General features: G+C 72.7%; 16 protein-coding genes. 6 read left to right on the top strand and 10 right to left on the bottom strand.

The window, feature by feature from the left end:
• Window positions 1-142: 142 nt before the first annotated feature.
• The 3 genes from AB0424_RS18525 to AB0424_RS18515 form a co-directional block, all read right to left on the bottom strand.
• On the bottom strand, window positions 143-1,051 hold the full coding sequence (locus AB0424_RS18525; RefSeq protein ID WP_366306634.1) for a carbohydrate ABC transporter permease: 909 nt from the start codon (window positions 1,049-1,051) through the stop codon (window positions 143-145).
• Between the two features lie 3 nt (window positions 1,052-1,054).
• Window positions 1,055-2,059, bottom strand: coding sequence for a sugar ABC transporter permease (locus tag AB0424_RS18520; protein ID WP_366306632.1), 1,005 nt, complete (start codon window positions 2,057-2,059; stop codon window positions 1,055-1,057).
• Window positions 2,060-2,148: 89 nt separating this feature from the next.
• Window positions 2,149-3,498: an ABC transporter substrate-binding protein gene (locus AB0424_RS18515; RefSeq protein WP_366306630.1), complete on the bottom strand. Its 1,350-nt coding sequence runs from the start codon at window positions 3,496-3,498 to the stop codon at window positions 2,149-2,151.
• Between the two features lie 357 nt (window positions 3,499-3,855).
• On the opposite strand from AB0424_RS18515, the gene AB0424_RS18510 reads away from it, so the two are divergent.
• Window positions 3,856-4,887, top strand: a complete 1,032-nt coding sequence (locus AB0424_RS18510; RefSeq protein ID WP_366306627.1) for a LacI family DNA-binding transcriptional regulator — start codon at window positions 3,856-3,858, stop codon at window positions 4,885-4,887.
• Between the two features lie 247 nt (window positions 4,888-5,134).
• Here the strand turns inward: AB0424_RS18510 and AB0424_RS18505 are convergent, their stop codons facing one another.
• Window positions 5,135-6,898 (bottom strand): glycoside hydrolase family 6 protein, encoded by a 1,764-nt coding sequence (locus AB0424_RS18505; RefSeq protein ID WP_366306625.1) that lies wholly within the window; start codon window positions 6,896-6,898, stop codon window positions 5,135-5,137.
• Between the two features lie 17 nt (window positions 6,899-6,915).
• On the bottom strand, window positions 6,916-8,469 hold the full coding sequence (locus AB0424_RS18500; protein WP_366306623.1) for a cellulase family glycosylhydrolase: 1,554 nt from the start codon (window positions 8,467-8,469) through the stop codon (window positions 6,916-6,918).
• Window positions 8,470-8,745: 276 nt separating this feature from the next.
• Between AB0424_RS18500 and AB0424_RS18495 the strand changes: the two genes are divergently transcribed.
• The 5 genes from AB0424_RS18495 (at window position 8,746) to AB0424_RS18475 (ending at window position 15,437) form a co-directional block, all read left to right on the top strand.
• Window positions 8,746-11,655, top strand: a complete 2,910-nt coding sequence (locus AB0424_RS18495; RefSeq protein WP_366306621.1) for a glycoside hydrolase family 48 protein — start codon at window positions 8,746-8,748, stop codon at window positions 11,653-11,655.
• 264 nt (window positions 11,656-11,919) lie between these two features.
• Window positions 11,920-12,459, top strand: coding sequence for a SigE family RNA polymerase sigma factor (locus AB0424_RS18490; RefSeq protein ID WP_366306619.1), 540 nt, complete (start codon window positions 11,920-11,922; stop codon window positions 12,457-12,459).
• On the top strand, window positions 12,459-13,112 hold the full coding sequence (locus tag AB0424_RS18485) for a hypothetical protein (protein WP_366306617.1): 654 nt from the start codon (window positions 12,459-12,461) through the stop codon (window positions 13,110-13,112). The genes AB0424_RS18490 and AB0424_RS18485 overlap by 1 nt, the downstream gene beginning before the upstream one ends.
• A gap of 149 nt (window positions 13,113-13,261) precedes the next feature.
• Entirely contained in the window at window positions 13,262-13,858 is a 597-nt protein-coding gene (locus AB0424_RS18480; protein ID WP_366306615.1) for a hypothetical protein, read from the top strand.
• A 55-nt stretch (window positions 13,859-13,913) separates the two neighbouring features.
• Complete coding sequence (locus AB0424_RS18475; protein ID WP_366306613.1) at window positions 13,914-15,437, top strand: carboxylesterase family protein; 1,524 nt, start codon at window positions 13,914-13,916, stop codon at window positions 15,435-15,437.
• Window positions 15,438-15,449: 12 nt separating this feature from the next.
• On the opposite strand, the gene AB0424_RS18470 is transcribed toward AB0424_RS18475, so the two are convergent.
• The 5 genes from AB0424_RS18470 to AB0424_RS18450 all read right to left on the bottom strand — a co-directional run bounded on the left by AB0424_RS18470 (window position 15,450) and on the right by AB0424_RS18450 (window position 21,668).
• Window positions 15,450-16,589, bottom strand: coding sequence for a pectinesterase family protein (locus tag AB0424_RS18470; RefSeq protein ID WP_366306612.1), 1,140 nt, complete (start codon window positions 16,587-16,589; stop codon window positions 15,450-15,452).
• Between the two features lie 25 nt (window positions 16,590-16,614).
• Window positions 16,615-17,910, bottom strand: a complete 1,296-nt coding sequence (locus tag AB0424_RS18465) for a polysaccharide lyase family 1 protein (RefSeq protein WP_366306610.1) — start codon at window positions 17,908-17,910, stop codon at window positions 16,615-16,617.
• The gene (locus AB0424_RS18460; RefSeq protein ID WP_366306608.1) at window positions 17,907-18,713 is read right to left on the bottom strand and encodes a rhamnogalacturonan acetylesterase; all 807 of its coding nucleotides are present in this window, start codon (window positions 18,711-18,713) and stop codon (window positions 17,907-17,909) included. Before AB0424_RS18460 ends, AB0424_RS18465 begins: the two co-directional genes overlap by 4 nt.
• The gene (locus tag AB0424_RS18455) at window positions 18,710-20,050 is read right to left on the bottom strand and encodes a sugar ABC transporter substrate-binding protein (protein WP_366306606.1); all 1,341 of its coding nucleotides are present in this window, start codon (window positions 20,048-20,050) and stop codon (window positions 18,710-18,712) included. Before AB0424_RS18455 ends, AB0424_RS18460 begins: the two co-directional genes overlap by 4 nt.
• Window positions 20,051-20,153: 103 nt before the next feature.
• Entirely contained in the window at window positions 20,154-21,668 is a 1,515-nt protein-coding gene (locus AB0424_RS18450; protein ID WP_366306768.1) for a family 43 glycosylhydrolase, read from the bottom strand.
• Window positions 21,669-21,680: the final 12 nt, after the last annotated feature.

The raw sequence follows: 21,680 nt of genomic DNA, 5'->3' as shown, positions 1-21,680 counted from the left end.
GGTACGTTCGGTACGTGCGGTGCGGAGAGGGCATGCGGCACGGGGTGGGCATGCCCCACGGAGAGGTGTGGCGCGCGGAGACGGGCTCCACGGGGAGGAGACGCCGTGCGGAGGCGAGGCGCCGGTGCGGCGAGGCGGCCGGTCAGCTCTTGACGGCGCCGGCCGTGATGCCGCCCACGATGTGCTTGCCCAGGAAGGCGAAGACCAGCAGCAGCGGCACGGTCGATATCAGCGCTCCGGTCAGCACGACGGCGTGGTCCACGGTGTGGTTTCCCGCGCCGAGTCCGGCGAGCGCCACCTGGAGGGTGGGGTTGCCGTCCGGGGTGAGGGCGATGAACGGCCAGAAGAAGTCGTTCCACGCCTGCACGAACACCAGCATGCCGAGGACGGCCATGGCCGGGCGGGCGATGGGGAACACCACGTGCCAGATGACCCGCAGGCTGTGCGCCCCGTCCATCCGGGCCGCCTCCACCAGCTCCATCGGCAGCGCCTCGACGAGGAACTGACGCATGAAGAAGACGCCGAAGGCGGCGACCAGCGAGGGCAGGACCACCGACTGGAGCTGGTCGAACCAGCCGAGGTCGGTGATGATCTGGTACAGCGGGATGACGCTGAGCTGCGGCGGGATCGTCATGGTGGCGACCACGAGCGAGAGCAGCATGCTGCGGCCCCGGAAGGGCAGCTTGGCGAAGGCGAAGCCGGCGAGGGTGGAGAACAGCACGGTGGACACGGCTACCAGGCTCGCCACGATCGTGGTGTTGATCAGTGCCGCGCCCATGTCGACCTGGTTCCAGGCGAAGCTCAGGTTGTCCAGGAGCCGGTTGCCGGGCAGCAGCGGGGCGGGTGCCTCGACGACCCGCTCGCCAGTGTGCGAGGCGGCGACCACGTTCCAGTACAGCGGGAAGAGCGAGACGAACGCGGCGACGACGAGCAGCACGTAGGTGAGCGGGCCCGCGTGGTGCTGGCGGCCGGCGGTCTGGCGGAAGCGGCGCCCCGGCCGCGCCGCCGGAGCAGTGGCGTCGAGGGGCGTCGTGTCGAGTGTGCGGGCCATGCGTCAGCCCCCCAGCTTCTTGCGGTTGTAGCGGGAGACGAGCGCCTGGACGCCGCCGATCAGGAGCAGGAGCAGCAGCATGACCCAGGCGATCGCGGATGCCTGTCCCAGCGCGCCGGTCACCCACCCCTTCTCGTACATCAGCAGGCTCAGCGTCTGGAACTGGTTGCCGCTGCCGCCGCTGATGCCGACGCTGCCGCCGAAGAGCATCGGCTCGCCGAAGAGCTGGGTGGCGCCGATGGTGGAGACGATGATCGTGAAGAGGATCGTCGGGCGGATCGACGGGATGGTGACGCTGACGAACTGGCGCCAGCGCGAGGCGCCGTCGAGGGAGGCGGCCTCGTAGAGGTCCTGCGGGACGGCCTGCATGGCGGCGAGGTAGATCAGCGCGTTGTAGCCGGTCCAGCGCCAGGTGACGATCACCGAGATCGCGATCTGCGCCGGCCACTTGGACGACTCCCAGTTCACCGGGTCGATGCCGATCCAGCCCAGAAGGCCGTTGATCATGCCGTAGTCGGTGTTGAACAGCTGGGCGAAGACCAGGGTCGCCGCCGCGATCGAGGTGGCGTACGGGGCGAGGATCGCGACGCGGAAGAAGCCGCGGCCCCGGAGCTTGTAGTTGAGCAGGTGGGCCAGGCCCAGCGCCATGAGCAGCTGCGGGACGGTGGAGATGACCCCGATGGTGAAGGTGTTGACGAGCGCGTTCCAGAAGAACTCGCTGGTGGCGAGGTCGGTGTAGTTCTCCAGGCCCTTCCACGTCGGGTCGCCGCCGAGCTCGACCCGGTTGAGCGAGAGCCAGCCGGTGTAGAGCAGCGGGAAGAGGCCGAAGGCCGCGAAGGTGACGAAGAAGGGGGCGATGAAGACGTACGGGATCGCCTTGAGGTCCCAGCGGTAGAGCGTGCTCCGCCAGCCTCCGGAGGAGGAGCGGTGGCTGCGGGGACCGGAGGAGGAGGGCGGTGCGGCGGGCGGCGGGGAGCCGTCGGTCCTCGCCCGAACGGAGGTGGCCACGGGGGCGTCCTTCCAGGTCGATGCGTGCGGTGGTGCGGACGGGTGCCGGCCCGCCGCCCGCGGGCGGCGGGCCGGCACACGGTCCCCCGCTACTGGTCGATCTTGTCGTCGACCAGCTTCTTGACGTTCTCCCATGCCTTGGCCGGGTCGGTGCCGCGCTGCTCGATGTCGAGGATGCCGTTGTCGGTGAGGAAGGTCTTCACCTGGCCGTCGTAGCGGCTGATGACGGCGGGGGTGATGCCGGCCGCCGCGCTGGAGAAGATCTTGCCGACCGGGGTGTCGCCGAAGTACGGCAGCTTGGCGTCCTGGACCGCCGAGGAGGCGAGCGTGTCCTTGGACGAGGGGATGTTGCCGTTGACCGCGAAGACCTTGGCGTGCTGCGCCGGGGCGGTCAGCCAGGCGGCCAGCTCGGCGGCCTCCTTGGTGTGCTTGCCGGCCTTGGGCACCGCGAGGAACGAGCCGCCCCAGTTGCCGGCGACCGGCGGTGCGGCGATGTCCCACTTGCCCTGGTTGGCGGGGCCGGCCTGGTCCTTGATGATGCCGGTCATCCAGCTCGGGCAGGCGACGGTGGCGAACTTCGAGTTCTTGAAGGCCGCGTTCCAGGTGCCCTTCTCGTCGAACTGGCGGAGCTTTGCGGTGAGGCCGCCCTGGGCCGCCTTGACGGCGGTCTCCCATGCCTTCTTCACGCCGGGGCTGTTCTCCCAGTCGAGTTCGCCGCTGGTGTTGGCGTACTGCACCGGGTCGCTGGAGACGACGGCGTTGAACAGGCCGCTCGCGGAGTCGTGGAAGGAGGTGCCGGCGGGCGCGGCGGCCTTGTACTTCTCGCCGGTCTCGATGAACTTGGCCCAGTCGCCGGCCCACAGCTTGGCGACGTCCTCGCGGGCGGTGGGCAGCTTGGCCTTGGCGAAGAGGTCCTTGTTGTAGCAGATGGCCATCGGGCCGATGTCCGTGCCGAGCGCGATCACCTTGTTGTCCGCGGTCGTCGCCTGCTTGACCTTCCAGTCCAGGAAGGCGGAGGTGTCGGCGCCGCCCTCCTTGCCCAGGTCGACCCACTTGGAGGCCATGGCGGTGCCGGTCGCCTCGGCGATGTAGCCGACCTCGACGGCCTGGATGTCGGCGACGCCGCTGTTCTGGGCCAGGCGCAGCTTCAGGGTGTCCCAGTACTTCTGGCCGTCGGAGACGTTCGACTCCTCGATCTTGATGTTCGGGTGGAGTCGCTCGTACTCGGCGTAGAGCTTGGCGCCGGTCTTGTTGTCGTAGCCGAAGGAACCGAAGGTCCCGATCCGCAGCGTGATCTTCTCGGAGCCCTGGCTGCCGGTGCCGCCCTTGCCGCTGTCGTCGTCGCTGCCGCAACCGGTGAGCAGGGTCGTGCCGGTCACGACGACGGCGACCGCCGCGATCGCCGCACGGCGTCCGCGTCTGCTGCTGGAAGTGCGCATTCCACTCTCCTCGTCCAAGGTGGTGCTCGTTGTGCGCCATGAGGCCCGGCCGGCTGATCGCGGCTCGGCGGCTGCCTGGCAGGACCTGATGCAGGCTGTGTGCGTCCCGGATGGGAGCGCTCCCACGTCGTTGCCGGAAGGTTGCTGCCTGGCGGGTGCGGGTGTCAAGACATGAACGCGGATTCGTTACCGGAAGGTTTTCCGGGGGTTTCGCGCCGCCCTGGCGAGACGGGGCCGTCATCTCCTGAAGGCGGACGCGTGGCGCGCCGGGTCGGCCGTGGACTAGTGTGGGAGCGCTCCCATGCCTCCGTGGCCACGGTGAGCAGCACGTTGTCCCACGAGGGGAGTTCGGGAGCAGTGAACGGACGGCAGAGCGGCAGACCCACCCTGGAGCAGGTAGCGGCCCGGGCCGGGGTCGGCCGGGGCACGGTCTCCCGGGTCATCAACGGCTCCCCCCGGGTGAGCGAGCAGACCAGAACGGCCGTCGCCCGCGCCGTCGCCGAACTCGGCTACGTGCCCAACCAGGCCGCCCGCGCCCTGGCCGGCAGCCGCACCGACGCGATCGCGCTCGTCATCCCCGAGGCGGAGGCACGGCTCTTCGCCGAGCCCTACTTCCTCGACCTCATCCGGGGCGTCAGCGCCGAACTCGCCGAGGCCGACAAACAGCTCCTGCTCACCCTGGTCCGCAGCGAGCAGGAGCGGCAGCGGTTCGAGCAGTACCTGGCCGCCCAGCGCGTCGACGGGGTCCTGCTGGCCTCCGTGCACGGCGACGACCCGCTGCCCGAGCGCATCCGCGAGCTGGGCCTCCCGGTCGTCATGAACGGCCGCCGCTCCGAGGCAGAGCCCGTGCCGTACGTCGACTCCGACAACATCGGGGCGGGCCGGGCCGCCGTCGCCCACCTCGTGGCGCGGGGGCGCGGCAGGATCGCGACCGTCACCGGGCCGCTCGACATGTACGTGGCCCGCGCCCGGCTCGGCGGCTACCGGGCCGGCCTCACCGAGGCCGGCCTCGCGCCCGACGAGGAGCTGGTGTCGGCGGGCGACTTCACCGAGGAGGGCGGCCGCCGGGCCATGCGGCTGCTGCTCGACCGGCGGCCCGACCTGGACGCCGTCTTCGCCGCCTCCGACGTCATGGCGGCCGGGGCGCGCGGCGTGCTGCGCGAGGCGGGCCGCCGGGTGCCCGAGGACGTGGCGCTCGTCGGCGTCGACGACTCCCCGGTGGCGCGGCTGATGGACCCGCCGCTGACGAGCGTGCGGCAGCCCATCGAGGAGATGGGCCGCACGATGGCGCGGATGCTGATCCGGGAGATCCACGAGGGCGCGCAGGCGCCGTCGGAGCCCCGCAGGCACGTCCTGCCGACGGAGCTGATCGTGCGCGACTCCGGCTGACCGGGACCGGCTCCACGGGGCGGTCCGGTTCGGCAGTGTGGTGTGGGGCGGGCGTCCTGCCCGGGTCGTGCTCGGGCGGGCGTCGTGCGGCCGTGCCCGGGCGCACGCGGGTACGCGGACGCCCCGCGGGGGTTCTCCTCCCGCGGGGCTCTCGCGCGCCCCGCGCGGCGGGACCGTGCGGGGCGCGCTCCCGCGGCCGGCCGGGACCGTGGGGGTCCGGCCGGCCGCGGGGCCGGTGCCGTGGGTGTTACAGCGCCGGGTAGGCGTTCTTCAGGAGCTCCTGGAACTGGGCCGAGAACCACTGGCCCGAGATCGGGGCGTCCGGCAGTGCGCCCGACATGCTGTTCCCGTTACGGGCGTTGCCCGTGTAGGTCGGGTCGCACATCCGGTCGAAGCCCTTGCCCTCGTTGTTCGGGATCTCCTTGGAGGCGCCGTCGGACTCGCCCGGGGGCTTCATCCAGACGTACGCGTCGATGCCCGCGGCGGGAGCCGCCTGGGGGCGTTCGCCGAGGCCCGCCCCGGACTGGTTGCACCAGTTGCCGAGGTGGATGCGACGGTCGTAGCGTCCGCCGTTGACGTAGGTGTCCACGCTGGTCAGGGCGCCCGGGCCGGTGGGCCGGGCGGTGCCGCCCCAGCCGTTGCGGGAGGTGTCGATCAGCATGCCGAGGTTGCTGTCGAAGCCGAGGGAGACCAGCTTGGCGCGCATGGCCTGGGCGTACGAGAGCTCGTCGGTGTAGCGGTTCCAGTCGACCCACTTCGACTGGCGCACGGAGGTGCCGTTCACGGAGTCGTTGATCGTGAAGTTGTTCTCCTTCAGGGCGCTGTAGTTGGCGGTGTTGACGATGAAGCCGGTCACGTTGGAGAGCGTGGAACCCTCGGCCGTGGCGGCCTGCTTGAACAGCTCGGCGGACGGGCCGAAGTTGTCGTCCCAGCCCAGCCAGCCGTGGTGACCGGCGTCGATGTAGTTGTAGACGTTGCCGATCGCGCCGAGCTTCTTGAGCGCGTAGCCGACACCGGTGATGTAGTTGCCGTTCGCCTTCATGACGTCGCAGTTGGGGGTGGCCGTCGGACGCCCGGAGACGTTGGTGACCAGGTTGGGCAGCGAGTCGATCTCGACCGTGGTGACGATCCGCAGGCCCGCGTACTTGGAGTCGGCGAGGATCGCGGCGATCGGGTCGATGTACTCGGTCTTGTAGCGGTTGATCTCGGTCGGGCCCAGCTCGCCGTTGGAGGCGAGCGCGGCGCAGTCGCGGCCGGGCAGGTTGTAGATGACCAGCTGGACGACGAGCTCGCCGGAGCCCTTCTGCTCCAGGGCCTTGTCGAGGTGGGCGCGCAGGCCCATCGAGGTGCTCGAACCGTTGATGGCGGCGATCCGGTCCAGCCAGACGCCGGTGGGCTGGTTGGAGACCTTGGTGCCGCCCGGCTCGGCCGCGGCCTTCGCGGACCACTCGGGGTTCACGTACACCTTGGCACCGGCGTACGGGTTGTCGGCCTTGGTCCCGGCCGGCGGCGTGGTGGGAGGCGTGGTCGGGGGCGTGGTGGGAGGTGTGGTCGGCGGGGTGGTCGGGGGCGTCGTCGGCTCGGTGGCGCCGTTGCAGACGACCCCGTTCAGCTTGAAGGTGGCGGGCACGGCGTTGGTGCCGCTGTACGAGCCGTTGAAGCCGAAGGAGGTGGATCCGCCGGTGGTCAGCGTCCCGTTGTACGAGAGGTTCTTGGCGGTGACGTTCGCGCCGGACTGGGTGATGGTGGCGTTCCAGCCCTGGGTGACCTGCTGGTTGCCGCCGTAGGTCCACTCGACGGTCCACGCGGCGACCGGGTCGCCGGTGTTGGTGAGGGTCACGTTGGCGCCGAAGCCGGTGTTCCACTGGTTGGTGATCTGGTAGTCGACCTTGCAGCCGGGGGTGGCCGCGCCGGCGGTGGTGCCGAAGACGGTGGCCGTGGCGCCGGTGGCCGTGATCAGACCGAGTGCCGCCAGGAGGGCGGTGCGACTGGTGCTTCTGGTGCGGCTCATGCGGGTGGGGATTCCTTTCAGGGGGTGAGGCTGCGCAGGTGGTCGCGCAGCCCGATGCCGAATGCGGTGGGGGTGCCGTCGTACGAACTGATCAGTGCGGGACCGGAGTTGCAGTTCCAGGTGTTCCAGGTCCAGCCCAGGTACGAGAGGCCGCGGTCGTCGAACCACTTCATGGCGCGGTCGATGAACGCGTGTCCGCAGGTGTTCTCACCGATCTCGCCCGCGAGGAGGGGAACCTTGGCGGCGACCGGGGCGAGGGTGGTGTTCCAGCACGTCTCGTCGGAGCAGGTGTTGAAGTTGTAGACGTGCCAGGCGGCGGCGAGACTGCCCGCCGGGTCGGTGGGGGCGTACGTGAGCCACTGGCTGAGGTCGTTGGAGTAGGCGATGCCCGGGACGAGGACGAGGTTCCTCGATCCCGTGGCGCGGACCGCGTCCACCAGGTCCTGCATGCCGGCGACTTCGTAGCCGATGCCGGGGCAGCTGCCTCCGTCGCGCCAGCAGGACCACGCCTGGGCCGCGGTGGAGGTCGCCCGGTCCGGATAGGGCTCGTTGAAGAGGTCGAAGACGACCCGCCGGTCGTTCTTGAAGGTGTTCGCCACCGATGTCCAGAACGCCGGCGTGTACTGGGCGTCGGGCATCGGCTTCTGGCAGGTGGCGTGCACGTCGGCGCAGCCGGACGAGTTGCCCGTGTACTGGCCGTACGTCCAGTGCAGTTCGACCACGGGGGTCATGCCGTGGGCGAGGACCTTGGTCACCAGGTCCTTGACCGCGCCGATGTAGTTCGCGCCGCGGTACTCGGGCTTGACGTTGTCCAGGCCGAGCCAGCACTCCTCGTTGAGGGGAATGCGGACCGTGTTGGCCTTCCAGTCGGCGATGGCCCTGACCGAGGCGTCGTCGACGGGACCGTCGAAGAAGCCGTGGCCCTGGACGCACATGAACTCGCCGCCGGAGCGGTTGACGCCGAGGAGGCGTCGCACCGCACCGTTCTGGTCCGTGAACTTGTTTCCGGTGACGCCGAGTTCGGGCGCGCCGGGAACGGGGGTCGGCGGTGGGAGGGTCGGGGGAGGGGTGGTCGGGGGTGTCGTCGGGTCGGTGGGGGTCGGCGTCGGGGTGGTGGTCGACGGCGTCGGTGTCGGGGTGGGCGGGGGGCCGTCGGTGTTGCACGGTGTGCCGTTGAGCGTGAAGGCGGTGGGCGCCGTGTTGGCGCCCGTCCAGGAGGCGATGAAGCCGCCGGTGACCTTCGCCCCCGTGGGGAGCGCCGCGTTCCAGCTCTCGTTCACGACCGTGACGGAGCTTCCCGACTGGGACCACTTCCCGCCCCAGCCCTGACTGACGACCTGGCCGGCCGGGAAGGCGAAGCCGAGGCTCCAGCCGTTCAGCGCGGCACTGTCGTTGGTGACGGTGACGGCGCCCTGGTAGCCGCCGGCCCACTGGCCGACGACCGAGTACTCCACGGTGCAGACCGGTGCGGCCGCTGCTCCTGAGGCCGTACCCACGACGGCGAAGGCGGTGCTCGCCATCGTGAGCGCCGCTCCTGCGAGCAGCGCGGACAGACGTGGGGGATGTCGCATGAGCGAGTCCTCACAGCGAGGGCACGCCCCTGATGGCGTGCCGACTGGATGGAACCGCTCCCACTGGTCGGGCAGACCGTAGCGTCAACAGCCGCCAAGCAAAAGAGGTGTTGGGTAAATTTCCCCGTCATCCGCCTTCGACTCTTCACACACCTTGACGCCGTTGCGCCCCAACTGCACAGTGGGAGCGCTCCCACTGGTTCAGGGCTTGTCCCCCGCAGGCCCATCCCGCTCTTCGCACCCCCGACCTCCCGAGCCGCGAGGAGAACCACCCGCATGTCACGACCACGCGTAAGACCACCGCGCCGGCAGCTGACCGCGCTGGCCGCAGCGCTCTCCCTCCCCCTCGGCCTCACGGCCGTCGGCGCCACCACCGCGCAGGCCGCAGCCGTGCAGTGCAGCGTCGACTACAGGACGAACGACTGGGGTTCGGGCTTCACGGCCGAACTCACGCTCACCAACCGGGCGACGACCACGCTCGACGGCTGGACGCTCACGTACTCCTACGCCGGCGACCAGAAGCTCACCAACGGGTGGAGCGGCGTCTGGTCCCAGTCCGGCAGGAACGTCACGGTGACCAACGCCGCCTGGAACGGCACCCTCGCCGCGGGCGCCGCCACCACCACCGGCGCCCAGTTCACCTACAGCGGGACCAACGCCGCCCCGACCTCCTTCGCCGTCAACGGAACCCCCTGCACCGGCGCCCACCAGGCCCCGGTCGCCGTCCTGACCAGCCCCGCGGCGGGCGCGGTCTTCACCGCGGGCGACGCGGTGCCCATGGCCGCCACGGCCGCCGCGGCCGACGGCGCCACGGTCGGCAAGGTGGAGTTCTACAGCGACACCACGCTCCTCGGCACGGACACCACCGCGCCCTTCGCCTACAGCGCCGCCGGCCTCGCCACCGGCGCCCACTCCCTCTACGCCAAGGCGTACGACAGCCTCGGAGCCTCCGCCGAATCGGCTCCGGTCGGGATCACCGTCGCCGCGGGCCCCGCGCTCGTCGCCTCCCCCGGCCAGCTCGGCGTCCGCCAGGGAGCGACCGGCACCTTCGACCTGAAGCTCTCCACCGCCCCCACCGCGAACGTCACGGTCGGCGTCGCCCGCACCTCGGGCAACACCAACCTCACCGCGACCCCCGCGACCCTCACCTTCACCCCGGCGAACTGGAACACCGCCCAGAAGGTGACCGTCGCCGCGGCCGCCACCGGCACCGGCTCCGCCGTCTTCACCGCGACCGCCCCGGGCCACACCAAGGCCGAGGTCACGGTCGCCCAGCTGGCCGCGAACTCCACCTACGACGCCCGCTTCCTCGACCTGCACGGGAAGATCACCAACCCGGCCAACGGCTACTTCTCGCCCGAGGGCATCCCGTACCACTCCGTGGAGACCCTGATCGTCGAGGCCCCCGACCACGGGCACGAGACGACCTCGGAGGCGTACAGCTACCTCATCTGGCTCCAGGCCATGTACGGGAAGATCACCGGCGACTGGACCAAGTTCAACGGCGCCTGGGACACCATGGAGAAATTCATGATCCCCACCCACGCCGACCAGCCCACCTCGTCCTCCTACAACGCCTCCAAGCCGGCCACCTACGCCCCCGAGTGGGACCTCCCCTCGCAGTACCCGGCGAGGCTCGACTCCGGCGTCACCTCCGGTTCCGACCCGATCGCCGCCGAGCTCAAGAGCGCCTACGGCACCGACGACGTCTACGGCATGCACTGGCTCCAGGACGTCGACAACGTCTATGGATTCGGGAACGAGCCCGGCAAGTGCTCCGCCGGTCCGGCCGCGACCGGCCCCTCGTACATCAACACCTTCCAGCGCGGCCCGCAGGAATCCGTCTGGGAGACCGTCACCCATCCCACCTGCGACAACTTCTCCTACGGCGGGAAGAACGGCTACCTGGACCTCTTCACCGGGGACTCTTCCTACGCCAAGCAGTGGAAGTACACCAATGCCCCCGACGCCGACGCCCGAGCCGTCCAGGCCGCCTACTGGGCCGACCTCTGGGCCAAGCAGCAGGGGAAGGGCACCCAGGTCTCCGCGACCGTCGGCAAGGCCGCCAGGATGGGCGACTACCTGCGGTACTCGATGTTCGACAAGTACTTCAAGAAGGCCGGGAACTGCGTCGGCCCGACCACCTGCCCGGCCGGCACCGGCAAGGACAGCGCCCACTACCTGATGTCCTGGTACTACGCCTGGGGCGGCGCCACCGACACCTCCGCCGGCTGGTCCTGGCGGATCGGGTCCAGCCACGCCCACGGCGGCTACCAGAACCCGCTCGCCGCCTACGCCCTCAGCTCCTACGCCCCGCTGAAGCCCAAGTCGACGACGGGCGCGGCGGACTGGGCGACCAGCCTCGACCGCCAGCTGGAGTTCTACCGCTGGCTCCAGTCCGACGAGGGCGCCATCGCGGGCGGCGCCACCAACAGCTGGCAGGGCCGGTACGCCACACCGCCGGCCGGCACGCCCACCTTCCACGGCCTCTTCTACGACGAGAAGCCGGTCTACCACGACCCCGCGTCCAACCAGTGGTTCGGCTTCCAGGCGTGGTCCATGGAGCGGGTCGCCGAGTTCTACCAGCAGACCGGTGACGCCGAGGCGAAGACCGTCCTCGACAAGTGGGTCTCCTGGGCGCTGTCCAAGACCACGATCAACCCGGACGGCACCTACCGCATCCCCTCCACCCTCCAGTGGTCCGGAGCGCCCGACACCTGGAACGCCGCGAGCCCCGGCGCCAACGCCGGGCTGCACGTCACCGTCGCCGACTACACCGACGACGTCGGCGTGGCCGCCGCCTACGCCAAGACGCTGACGTACTACGCGGCCAAGTCCGGCCACGCCGAGGCCAAGCGCGTCGCCAAGGCCCTGCTCGACGGCATGTGGAACCACCACCAGGACCCGCTGGGCATCGCCGTCCCGGAGACCCGCGCCGACTACAACCGCTTCGACGACCCCGTCCACGTCCCGAACGGCTGGACCGGCACCATGCCGAACGGCGACGCGGTGAACACCTCCTCCACCTTCGCCTCGATCCGCACCTTCTACGAGAACGACCCGGCCTGGCCGAAGATCGAGGCGTACCTGGCGGGCGGCGCCGCCCCCGTCTTCACCTACCACCGGTTCTGGGCCCAGGCGGACATCGCCCTGGCCATGGGCTCGTACGCGGAGCTGCTCGAATAACGGCCCGCCCCGCGAGAGCGGGCTCCGCGTACGACGAGGCCGGGCGGACCCCCAGGGGCCCGCCCGGCCCTCGGCCGCCCCGGGCGAGCCGGACCTCGGCCCGGAGTTGCCCGGCCCGCCTGGACAGCTCGTCGAGCCGCCGCCTAGGGTCGGGAGCCGAGTCGTCGGGCGGTCGCCCGCGACACCGGGAATCGCCCAGGAGAGCGCACGTGGTCACCCTCGCCGATGCCGCCCGCCACGCCGGGGTCTCGACGGAGGATCGTCGTGGTCGCGACCGACGCTGACACCGGGGACAGCGCGGCGGAGTTCCGGGCCTTCTTCGAGCGCCACTACGCCGAACTCGCCCGCCTCGCCCATCTGCTGACCGGCGAGACGGACGCCGCCGACGACGTCGCCGCCGACGCCATGCTCGCCCTGTGGCACCGCTGGGACCGGGTCCGCGCCGCCGACCACCCCGCCGCCTACGCGCGGGGCGTCGTCGCCAACCTCGTCCGCACCCGCATCCGGGGCACCGTCCGCGAACGCCGCCGCATCGCCGCGTTCTGGGACCGGCGGCCGGAGCACACCGAGGACCCGGACGTGCCGGCCGTCCTCGACGTCCGGACGGCCCTGCGCGCCCTGCCCTTCCGCAAGCGCGCCTGCGTCGTGCTCCGCCACGCCTTCGACCTGTCCGAACGCGACACCGCGCTGGCCCTCGGCGTCTCGGTCGGTACGGTCAAGAGCCAGACCGCCAAGGGCATGGCCGAACTCCAGCGGCTCCTGGGCCCCCGGGCGGCCGCCGAACTCGCCACGGGGAGGCGCTGATGGACGAGACACGGCTCCGCCGCGAGCTGAGGGACGCGGCGCTCGCGCACCGGCCCGACCACGCCCGCATCCTCGCCCGGGTGGAACGCGGCATGGCCGACCCCGCCCCGGCCCCCCGCCGCCGGACACCGGCGGGGACCCGCCGCCGCTGGACGGTGGCCGTCGCGGTCACCGCCGCCGTCGCCGGTGTCGTGGGCATCGCCGGCCTGGCCGCGACGACCCTCGGCGACCGGCCCGCAGCGACCGCCACCGCGCTCCCCGCGCCCGGCCCGGCCGCCCGGGCTGCCGGCACCGTCGACCCCGGCAGCAACCGCTGGTGGGCGCAGGGCGACCTCGCCCTGACCACGGAGAGTCCCGTCTCCGGCCTCACCGTCGAGGTGCGCGTCGCCCGCACCCCCGGCGTCGTGAGCACCGGCCACTGGCAGACCCGTCCCACCGGCGACTTCACCGTCACGGTGACCGAGCGTCCCGACGCCCTCGTCTACCGCTGGACGCTCAGGCCCGGCCGCGACGTGCCGCCCGGCCCGCACGTCTTCGCCGCCCAGTACAACCACGCGGAGGGGACGCGCGATCCCTCCGCCGACACCTACACCGCCGTCCTGACCGGCGCCGACGGCGGTGTCACCACCCTCCGGGGCGCCTTCGGCCGCTGACCCGCGGACGAAGGAGCTCCGGGCCGTACGGCCGCCTCGCCCGTACGGGGGAGAGGGTTCCGCCCACGGCCCGATCCCGTGGCGCCCCGCGCCCGCGATGGTGGACACCGAGCGGGCCGCCCGGCGGCCCACCGGACCGAGGACCGCGCATGCCGCACCAGCTCCGCCTCCCCGACACACGGTCACCCCGGCCCGCCCCCACGGGCCGCCTCCGCGCCGCCTGGCGAGCGGCCCACGCACCCGTGGCCGGCGTCTCCCGGCACACCCGACTCCTCGCGTACGCCGTGCCGTTCACCGTCCTGCCGGCCGGCCTGTGGCGGCTGCCGGCGGCCTTCGACACCGGGATCGGCCTCGGCGAGCGGCTGTACATCGCCTTCCTGTCGCTCTTCTCCGAGGCCGTCGCCTTCACCGCGATCGGGCTCGTCGCCCGGTGGGGGGAGGTGGTCCCCGACTGGATCCCGGTCCTGCGCGGCCGGCGCATCCCCCCGGCCGCCGTCCTGGTCCCCGCGGCCCTCGGTGCGACGGCCCTCACACTGCTGTGGACCGTACTGGCCCTGGCCACCGAGCTCAGGGGCACCACGATCCGCGGCGACGCCCTGCCCCCCGACTTCCCCGGCCGGGCGGGCGGCTGGGAGGCCGTTTCGTACTATGTCTGCTACGCCCCGCTCGTCCTGTGGGGCCCGTCGCTCGCCCTGCTGACCGTCGCCTACGGCAGGCGCCGACTCATTCACCGCCCCGCAGTGTGAATCGCGACCGACTCGGTGTTGGCGCGCGCGAGAGGCGCGATGACAGGCTGAGGACATGGACGTCTTCACGACCACGCACGGCGCGGTACGGGGTGTACGCGTCTCCACCGGCGTCGTCGCCGTGCTCGGAATCCCGTACGCCGCACCGCCGTTCGGGCCCCACCGGTTCCGCGAACCCCGCCCGGCGGAGGCTTGGAGCGGGGTGCGCGACGCCATCGCCTTCGGCCCCGTCGCCCCGCAGTCGGCCGAGCTGCCCGGCGCGCCCGTGTGGCGCCCGGGCGACGAGGACGTCCTCACCCTCAACGTGTGGACGCCGGCCCCGGACGGCGGGGCGCTGCCCGTCCTGGTCTGGATCCGCGGCGGCGCGTACGCCTTCGGCTCGTCCGCACAGCCCGACTTCGACGGCCGCGCACTGGCCGGCGCCGGCCTGGTCGTGGTCACCCTCAACTACCGTCTCGGCTTCGAGGGGTTCGGCCACGTGCCGGTCGGCGAAGGCGGCGGACACGGCGAACACCCGGACAACCGGGGGCTGCTGGACCAGGTCGCGGCCCTGCGCTGGGTGCGCGACAACATCGCCGCGTTCGGCGGCGACCCGGACCGCGTCACCGTCGCCGGACAGTCCTCCGGGGCCGCCTCGGTCGCCTGCCTGATGGTGATGGAGGGCGCCCGCGGGCTGTTCCGCAGGGCCGTCCTCCACAGCCCCGCCAGCCCCCACCACCCCCTGGAGGTCGCCGCCGCGACCACCCGCGAGGTCGCCGCCGCCGCGGGCTGCCCGGCCACTGCCGAAGGACTGGCCTCGGCGAGCCCGGAGGCGCTCGTCGCCGCCTCCGACCGGGTCGTCGACGCCTACCGGCGCGATCCGGCGTCGGGCTCCCGCCACTACGACCCCTCGCTCTACGCCCCCGTCCTCGACGGCCGCGTCCTGCCCGTCGACCCCCTCGCCGGGATCGTCGCCGGCGCGGCCCGGGACGTCGACCTGCTGGTCTGCCACACCACGGAGGAGTACCGGCTGCTCGACGCCGTCGGGAGCAGCGCCAAGGTCACCACCGAGAAGGGGCTCGCCTCGTTCGCGCGGGACTTCGGGCTTCCCGACGGCCTGGTCGCGGGCTACCGGGCCGCCCTCCCGGGAGCCCCGGTCCTCGACGTGTACGTCGCGGTCTTCGGGGACCTCCTCTTCACGGAGTACGCCTCCCGGCTCGCCGAACGGCACGCCCTCGCCGGCGGCCGGGCCTTCCTCGCACGCTTCGACCGCCGACGGCCCGGTCCGGACGGGGGCGTCCGCGCCTGGCACTGCGCGGACGTCCCCTTCGCCTTCGGCACCCTCGACCTGGACTGCACCGCCTTCCTCGTCGGGGGCGCCCCCACCCCCGAGGACCACGACCTCTCCCACCGCATGGTGCGGGCCTGGGCCGACTTCGCCGCCCACGGGACCCCCGGCTGGTCCCCGGTGCGGGGCACGCCCGCCCGCGCCCACCGGTGGAGCACCGGCGAGGAGCCGGGCGGCGGGCCGGCCGGACCGGGACCCGACACCCTGCGGGCGCTGTGGGCGGAGGCGGAGTTCCCCCTGCTGCGCCCGTGAACGGGCCCGCCGTCAGACGCGGGGCCGCCGGGGGACCCAGTCGCCCAGATACGCCGCCCGGGTCGCCGCCGCGGCCTCGTCGGCCCGGAGTTGGGGACGGTTCTCCGGGACGGTGACGGCGGCGCCCGGACCGGTGTTGCGGTACTCGGCGAACCGCTGCTCCTGCCACGGGTAGGCGTCGCGCATGTTCGCGTACGGGGCGACGGCGTCGATCCCGGGGCCGAGGAAGCTCTCCCGGACCACGAGCGAGGGCCGGGCGGTGGGGTCCGAGCCGGGCACCCACGGCCGGGCCAGCTTGAAGAAGCCGTCCGGGGCCCCGCTGGTCACCCGGCAGCGCGCGGCGAGGAATCCGTGGGCGTTGTCCCGGGCCGTGGAGGGGGCGAAGACGAACCCGTACGGGGCCGCCGCCAGGTCGGTGCGGGGCAGGGTGCGGAAGTGGCAGTGCTCGAAGACCGCCCGCGCCCGCCCGAAGACGAAGTCGACGTCCCCCTCCGCGTGGCAGTGGGCGAAGTACTGGCGGGCGACGGCGGCCAGGGAGAGGGAGTCGGCGTACAGGGTGTCCTGGTGGCCGAGGAACCGGCAGTGGAAGAAGGCGGAACGGTCGCCCTGGACCTTGAGCGCCACGGCCTGCGTACCGGGGTTTCCGGGCAGGTCGGTGCGGAGGAAGTCGTTGGCGAACGTGACCCCCTGGGCGGTGAACCCCTCCGCCTGGACCGTGGTGGTCGCGGAGCCGGTCGTCCCGTACGTGCCGCCCTCGGGCCGGGGCGTGCCGGCGGCGTTGGCGTACACGACGACGACGTCCCGGGGGTCCCCGGTCGCCCCGAGCCAGGTCATCTCGGCGTGGGCGGCGCCGACCGCGACCGTCTCGCGGTAGGTGCCGGGGGCGAGCACCAGAGTGCGGCCGGGGCCGGCCGCCGCGGAGACCGCCTCCTGGACCGAGGTGTGGTCGCCGAGGCCGCCGGGGTGCACGTACAGCGTCCGTTCGTCGAGCCGGTCCGCGGGCGAGCCGTACCGTCCGAAGGGGCGCCGGGCGCGGGGCGGGTTGGCGGCCGCCGCCCCGCCCGGCAGGGCCAGGGCGAGGGCGGCGCCGACACCGGCGGCGAGGAGGGAGCGGCGGCCGGCGGCCCCCGCTCCGGTGGGGTGTGCGGGCATGCGGATCCTCCTGGGATGCCGGGGCTCAGCGCAGGCGGCCGGCGCCCGCGAGACGGTCGACGAGGGCGGGGACGGCGCGGGGGTGGTCGACGCGGGTGCGCAGGACGGGGGTCCAGCCCGCGTCGGGGCGCAGGGCCTCGGCGGGGTACTGCTCGTTGTGGACGGCGAGGAGGTCGACCGGGCGGCCGTTGACGAGGTTGCCCGCGACCGTGACCGGCGCGTCCTTCCACTTCTTGAGGATCTTCCCGGCGGGCACGTCGGCGGCGAGGGTGAACGCGTTCTTCTCGGCGTACAGCTGCGACTCCTGGCCGATGCCGAAGCTGTACACGTACGGCCCGCTCGGCACCACGAAGTGGTTGTTGTACGCGTCGACCTGACCGAACCGGACCCGCGGCGCGCGCTCCACGACGTTCTCGAAGAGGTTGTGGTGGAGGGTGACGCGCAGCCTGCCCCGGTCGGTGGCGCCGGCGCTGTCGCTGTTGCCGATCATCAGCGTCTTGTCGTGGTCGGTGAAGACGTTCCAGGAGACGGTCACCAGGTCCGCGCCCCGCACGACGTCCAGCTCGCCGTCGTGCTGCTGGTAGACCTCCCCGTAGTACGAGGGGAGCGAACTGTCGGGGTGGGCGCCGTCGGTGAAGGTGTTGTGGTCGATCCAGACGTGTGTGGAGCCGAAGACGACGAGGCTGTCGTACTCGGAGTTCCAGGCCCCGGTGGCCCCGTCCGTCGGGTCCCACTGGGGGAAGCAGTCGAGGGGGCTCTCCAGCGTGAGGTTGCGGACGACGACGTTGTCCACGCCCTGCACCTGGAGGCTGCCGCCGGTGATGCCCGCGTGCCGTCCGACGCCCACGATCGTGGTGTTGGCGGGCACCTTCACCGTGACGGCCAGGCCCTGCGCGGCGGCGGAGGCGGCCCGCAGCGTCTCCTGGGGGCCGCTGACCTCGGTCTCGTATCCCCAGACCGCGGGGTCGTAGTCGGCGAGATAGCGGGCGAAGTCGTAGCCGGGGGCCTCGAAGGCGGCGCAGCCCGCGGCGGTCGCGTCCAGCGTGCCCGCCACCTTGACGATGCGGGGCTCGGTGCCGGGCAGCGCGAGCGCGGCCCGGAACTCCTCCCAGGTGGTGACGGTGACGACCCGGGAGGCGACGGCGGCGGATCCGCCGGTGGTGCCGGTGCCGTCGGAGGCCCAGCCGTCGCCGGCCGGGAGGGCGGCGCGGGCCGGGTCGGAGCCGGGCCGGTGTCCGCTGTGGGCGCCCGCCGCGGGCGCGGTGACGGTCAGGGCGAGGGCGGTCGCGGCGACCATTCCCAGTCTCGTGCGTCGGTTCACGTGCGGCTCTCCTCGGATACGGGCCAGGTGATCCGGCCGGTGGGTATCGGGTCGTCCAGGCGGCAGGTCTCGCGCGGCGCCAGGACGTGGGTGCGCAGCAGCTCACGGGCGACCAGCCGGGCGACCTCTATCGCCCCCGGCGGGTTGAAGTGGGTGTCGTCCCGCTCGGTCGCGGTCCAGTTGAAGTACGTCTTCGTGGCCTCGGGGCCGAGCTCCTGCCACAGCGCGAGGGACAGCGCCTCGACGTCGAGCAGCGGGACGTCGGCCTCGGCGGCGGTCTCCCGCATCGCCGCCGGGTACGCGCCGTGGGTGCGCAGCGCGGTTCCGGCCGCGTCGAACCTGCGCCGTTCCACGGGGGTGGCGAGCACCGGGAGGGCGCCCCGGTCCCGGGCGCCGTCGACGAAGACGCGCAGGTTGTCCTGGTAGGTGGTCCACGGGTCGGTGAACCGGGTGGGGTCGGCGGCCTTCGCGTCGTTGTGCCCGAACTGGACGAGGAGCACGTCGCCGGGGCGGATGGCCGCGAGGACCGGGTCGAGACGGCCCTCGTCGAGGAAGCTCCTGGTGGAGCGTCCGTTGACCGCGTGGTTGGCGACCGCGGTCTCCCGGTGCAGGAAGAACGGCAGGGCCATGCCCCAGCCGGTCTCGGGCGCGGCGTCGGCGTACTTCTGCGCGGCCGTCGAGTCGCCCGCGAGGAAGAGGGTCCGCGCCCGGGGACGGCCCGCGGCCGCGGCGGCGGGGGCCCCGGCCAGGGCGAGCGCGAGGCCCGCCCCGGCCGTGACGACCGCGCGGCGCGCGACGCTCACGTGTTCTGCTGCTTCCACTCGGCCTGGGCCGCGTTCAGCTGCTCGGCGAAGTGGTCGAGGAACTCCTTGGCCGTGGCCTTGCCGAGGAGGACCTTCTGGAAGGCCGGCTCGTTGTCGGCCTTGGAGAGGGTGTTCCAGTCCGGCAGGTAGTACGGCAGCTCCACGATGGCGGCCTTGCCGCTGAAGAGGACCTCGGCGCCGAGCTTGGTCGGCTCGGACTTCTGCAGCCAGGCGTCCCCGGCGGCCTCCGTGTTGGCGGGGATGGCGCCGGCCGACTCGTTCCACTTGCTGTTGGAGGCGTGCGAGGCGGCGAACTCGATGAACTTCCAGGCCGCGGCCTTGTTCTTCCCGGAGGAGAAGAGGCCGAGCCCGTCGACGGGGTTGGAGACCTGCACCCGGGTGCCGTCGTCCAGGGTCGGGTTGGGGATGCCCCGGAACTTCTCCGTGCCGAGCGCCTTCACGTGGTCCTGGTAGGAGCCCAGGTTGTGGTTGAGCATGCCGATCTGGCCGCTGTCCCACTGCGCGACCATCTTGGTGAAGTCGTTGTTGACGTCGGCGGCCGGCGTGGTCCGCTTGAACAGCCCGGCGTACTTCTCCAGGGCCGCGACGTTCCTCGGGTCGTTGACGGTCGTCCGGTCGCCGTTCCAGAAGGACGTGATGCCGCTCTGGCCGTACATGGCGTCCAGGGCCTGGGCGATGGAGCCGGCGCCGCCGCGGATCGTGTAGCCGAAGCGGTTCCGGTCCACGGCGGTGAGCTTGTCGGCGGCCGCGTAGAACTTCGACCAGGTGGACGGCTCCTCCAGACCGGCCGCCCGGAACAGGTCGGTCCGGTAGTACAGGACGCCGTTGCTGGCGGAGGTGGGGACCGTGAAGAGCTTGTCCCGGCCGCCGGCCGACTTCACGCTCGCGAGCATGCCCGCGTTCAGCCTGCCCTTGAGCGCGCTCGCCTCGATCCGGGCGTCCAGCGGCTCCAGGGCGTTCTGCGCGGCGATCCCGGCGAGCATCGCCGCGCCCACGCCGCCGACGTCCGGCAGGCCGCCGCCCTGGATGGCGGTGTCGTACTTCGACTGGACCTCCTTGGAGGCGATCCCGACGTACTCGACGTCGATGTCGGGGTTCGCCTTCTCGAAGTCCGCGATGATCTCCTTCCAGACCTCGGTGCGGACACCGCCGTTGTTGTCCCAGAAGGTGATCTTTCCCTTGCCCGAACCCTCGGTGCCCTTGTCACCGCCCGCGCCGCTGCCGTCGTCACCGCAGGCGGTGGCGGTCAGGGCGAGGACACCGGACAGGGCGAGGGCGAGGGCGGCTCTGCGCCGTCCGCCGGGGAGGATGGTCATCGTCGGCTCTCTTCTCTGCGGGTGGTGCGGGAACGTGCGGGAAGGGGTGTGGGGGAGTCCTGAGGGGGCGCCGGGGCGCCCCGGTGACCGCGCGGGGGGACGGTCAGGCGGAGGTGACGCGGAAGGCGGAGAACACGGCCGTCCCGGCGTGCCCCGCGCCCGTCGGCGCACCCGCGAACAGACCGAGCAGGGCGCCGACCCAGCGCCAGGGCGTGGCCGCGAACTCCGGCCCGAGCCGGACGGGACCGGCCGCGCCGTCCGCGGTGTACGAGAACCGGCAGCGCGCGTCCGCCGTGACCTCGATCCGCAGCAGGGCCCGGTCCCCGACGAGCGCGACGGACGGCGCCGCGTCCCGTTCGGCGTCCGCGCCGGCGGGGGCGAAGCGGTGCACGAGACGGCTCGTGCCGTCGGGGGCGCGCTCCAGACCGATCCAGGCGTAGGCGTCGCCGAGGACGACCAGCCCGGCACGGGCGCCGGGCGCCGCCGCGTCGAGCCGCAGCTCCACCTCGACCGCGCGCGCCCCGGCGGGCAGCCGCTGGGTGAGGACGTGCGGAACGCTCCGCAGGTCGTCCAGGCGCTCGCCGCGCACGCAGCCGAGGCGCAGCCCGTCCCCCGCGTGGTGGCTGGCCCAGCCCTCGTCCGGATTGGCGGTCCACTGCCACTGGCGGCCGAACCGCCCGCCGGGGAAGGTGTCGTCCACGGCGGGGCGCGCGGCCGGCTGCTCCGGCAGGTCCGGCTTGCGGTGCACGCGCACGGGGGCGCCGTCGTCGCCGAGCACCGGCCAGCCGTCGGCGCCCCAGCGCATCGGCTGGAGGTGGACGACCCTGCCGTGCGCACCCGTCTGCTGGAAGTGCAGGAACCAGTCCTCGCCGCCCGGGGTGCGGACCCAGCCGCCCTGATGGGGGCCGTTGACGTCGGTGTCGCCCTGGGCCAGGACGATCCGTTCCTCGTACGGGCCGAAGAACGACCGCGACCGGAACGCGCCCTGCCAGCCGGTGGCCACGCCCCCGGCCGGGGCCAGGATCCAGAACCGGCCGTCGTGGAGGTACGCCTTGGGGCCCTCCAGCGTGAACCAGCCCGGGATCTGGTCGCCGTCCACGAGGACCCGGCCCTCGTCGAGGACCTTCGTGCCGTCCGGGCTCATCCGGTGCCCGACGAGCCGGTTGTTCACCCCGGCACGGGACTTGGCCAGGGCATGCACCAGGTACGCCTCGCCCGACTCCTCGTCCCACAGCGGGCAGGCGTCGATGAGGCCCCGGCCCGCCTTCACCAGGTGCGGCGCCGTCCACGGACCGCGGATCGAGGCGGCGTTGACCTGCTGGACGCCGTGGTCGGGGTCGCCCCAGAAGATCCAGAACCGTCCGTCGTGGTGGCGCAGCGACGGCGCCCACACGCCCCGGTCGTGGCGGGGCGAGGCGAACGCGGCCGCGGGCTCCAGCCGTGCGAGCGCATGGCCGACGAGGCTCCAGTTCACCAGGTCCCGGGAGTGCAGCAGCGGCAGACCGGGGGCGCGGCCGAAGCTGGACGCGGTGAGGTAGTAGTCCTCGCCCACCCGCAGCACGTCCGGGTCGGACCAGTCGGCCGCCAGGACCGGGTTGCGGTACGTCCCGTCCCCCAGATCGCCGGTGAC

This window comes from Streptomyces sp. NPDC051180 (genome assembly GCF_040689545.1).
Classification (GTDB): domain Bacteria; phylum Actinomycetota; class Actinomycetes; order Streptomycetales; family Streptomycetaceae; genus Streptomyces.
The sequence above is the reverse complement of the archived record's forward strand: the minus strand, read 5'-3'. Positions and strand labels throughout refer to the sequence as shown.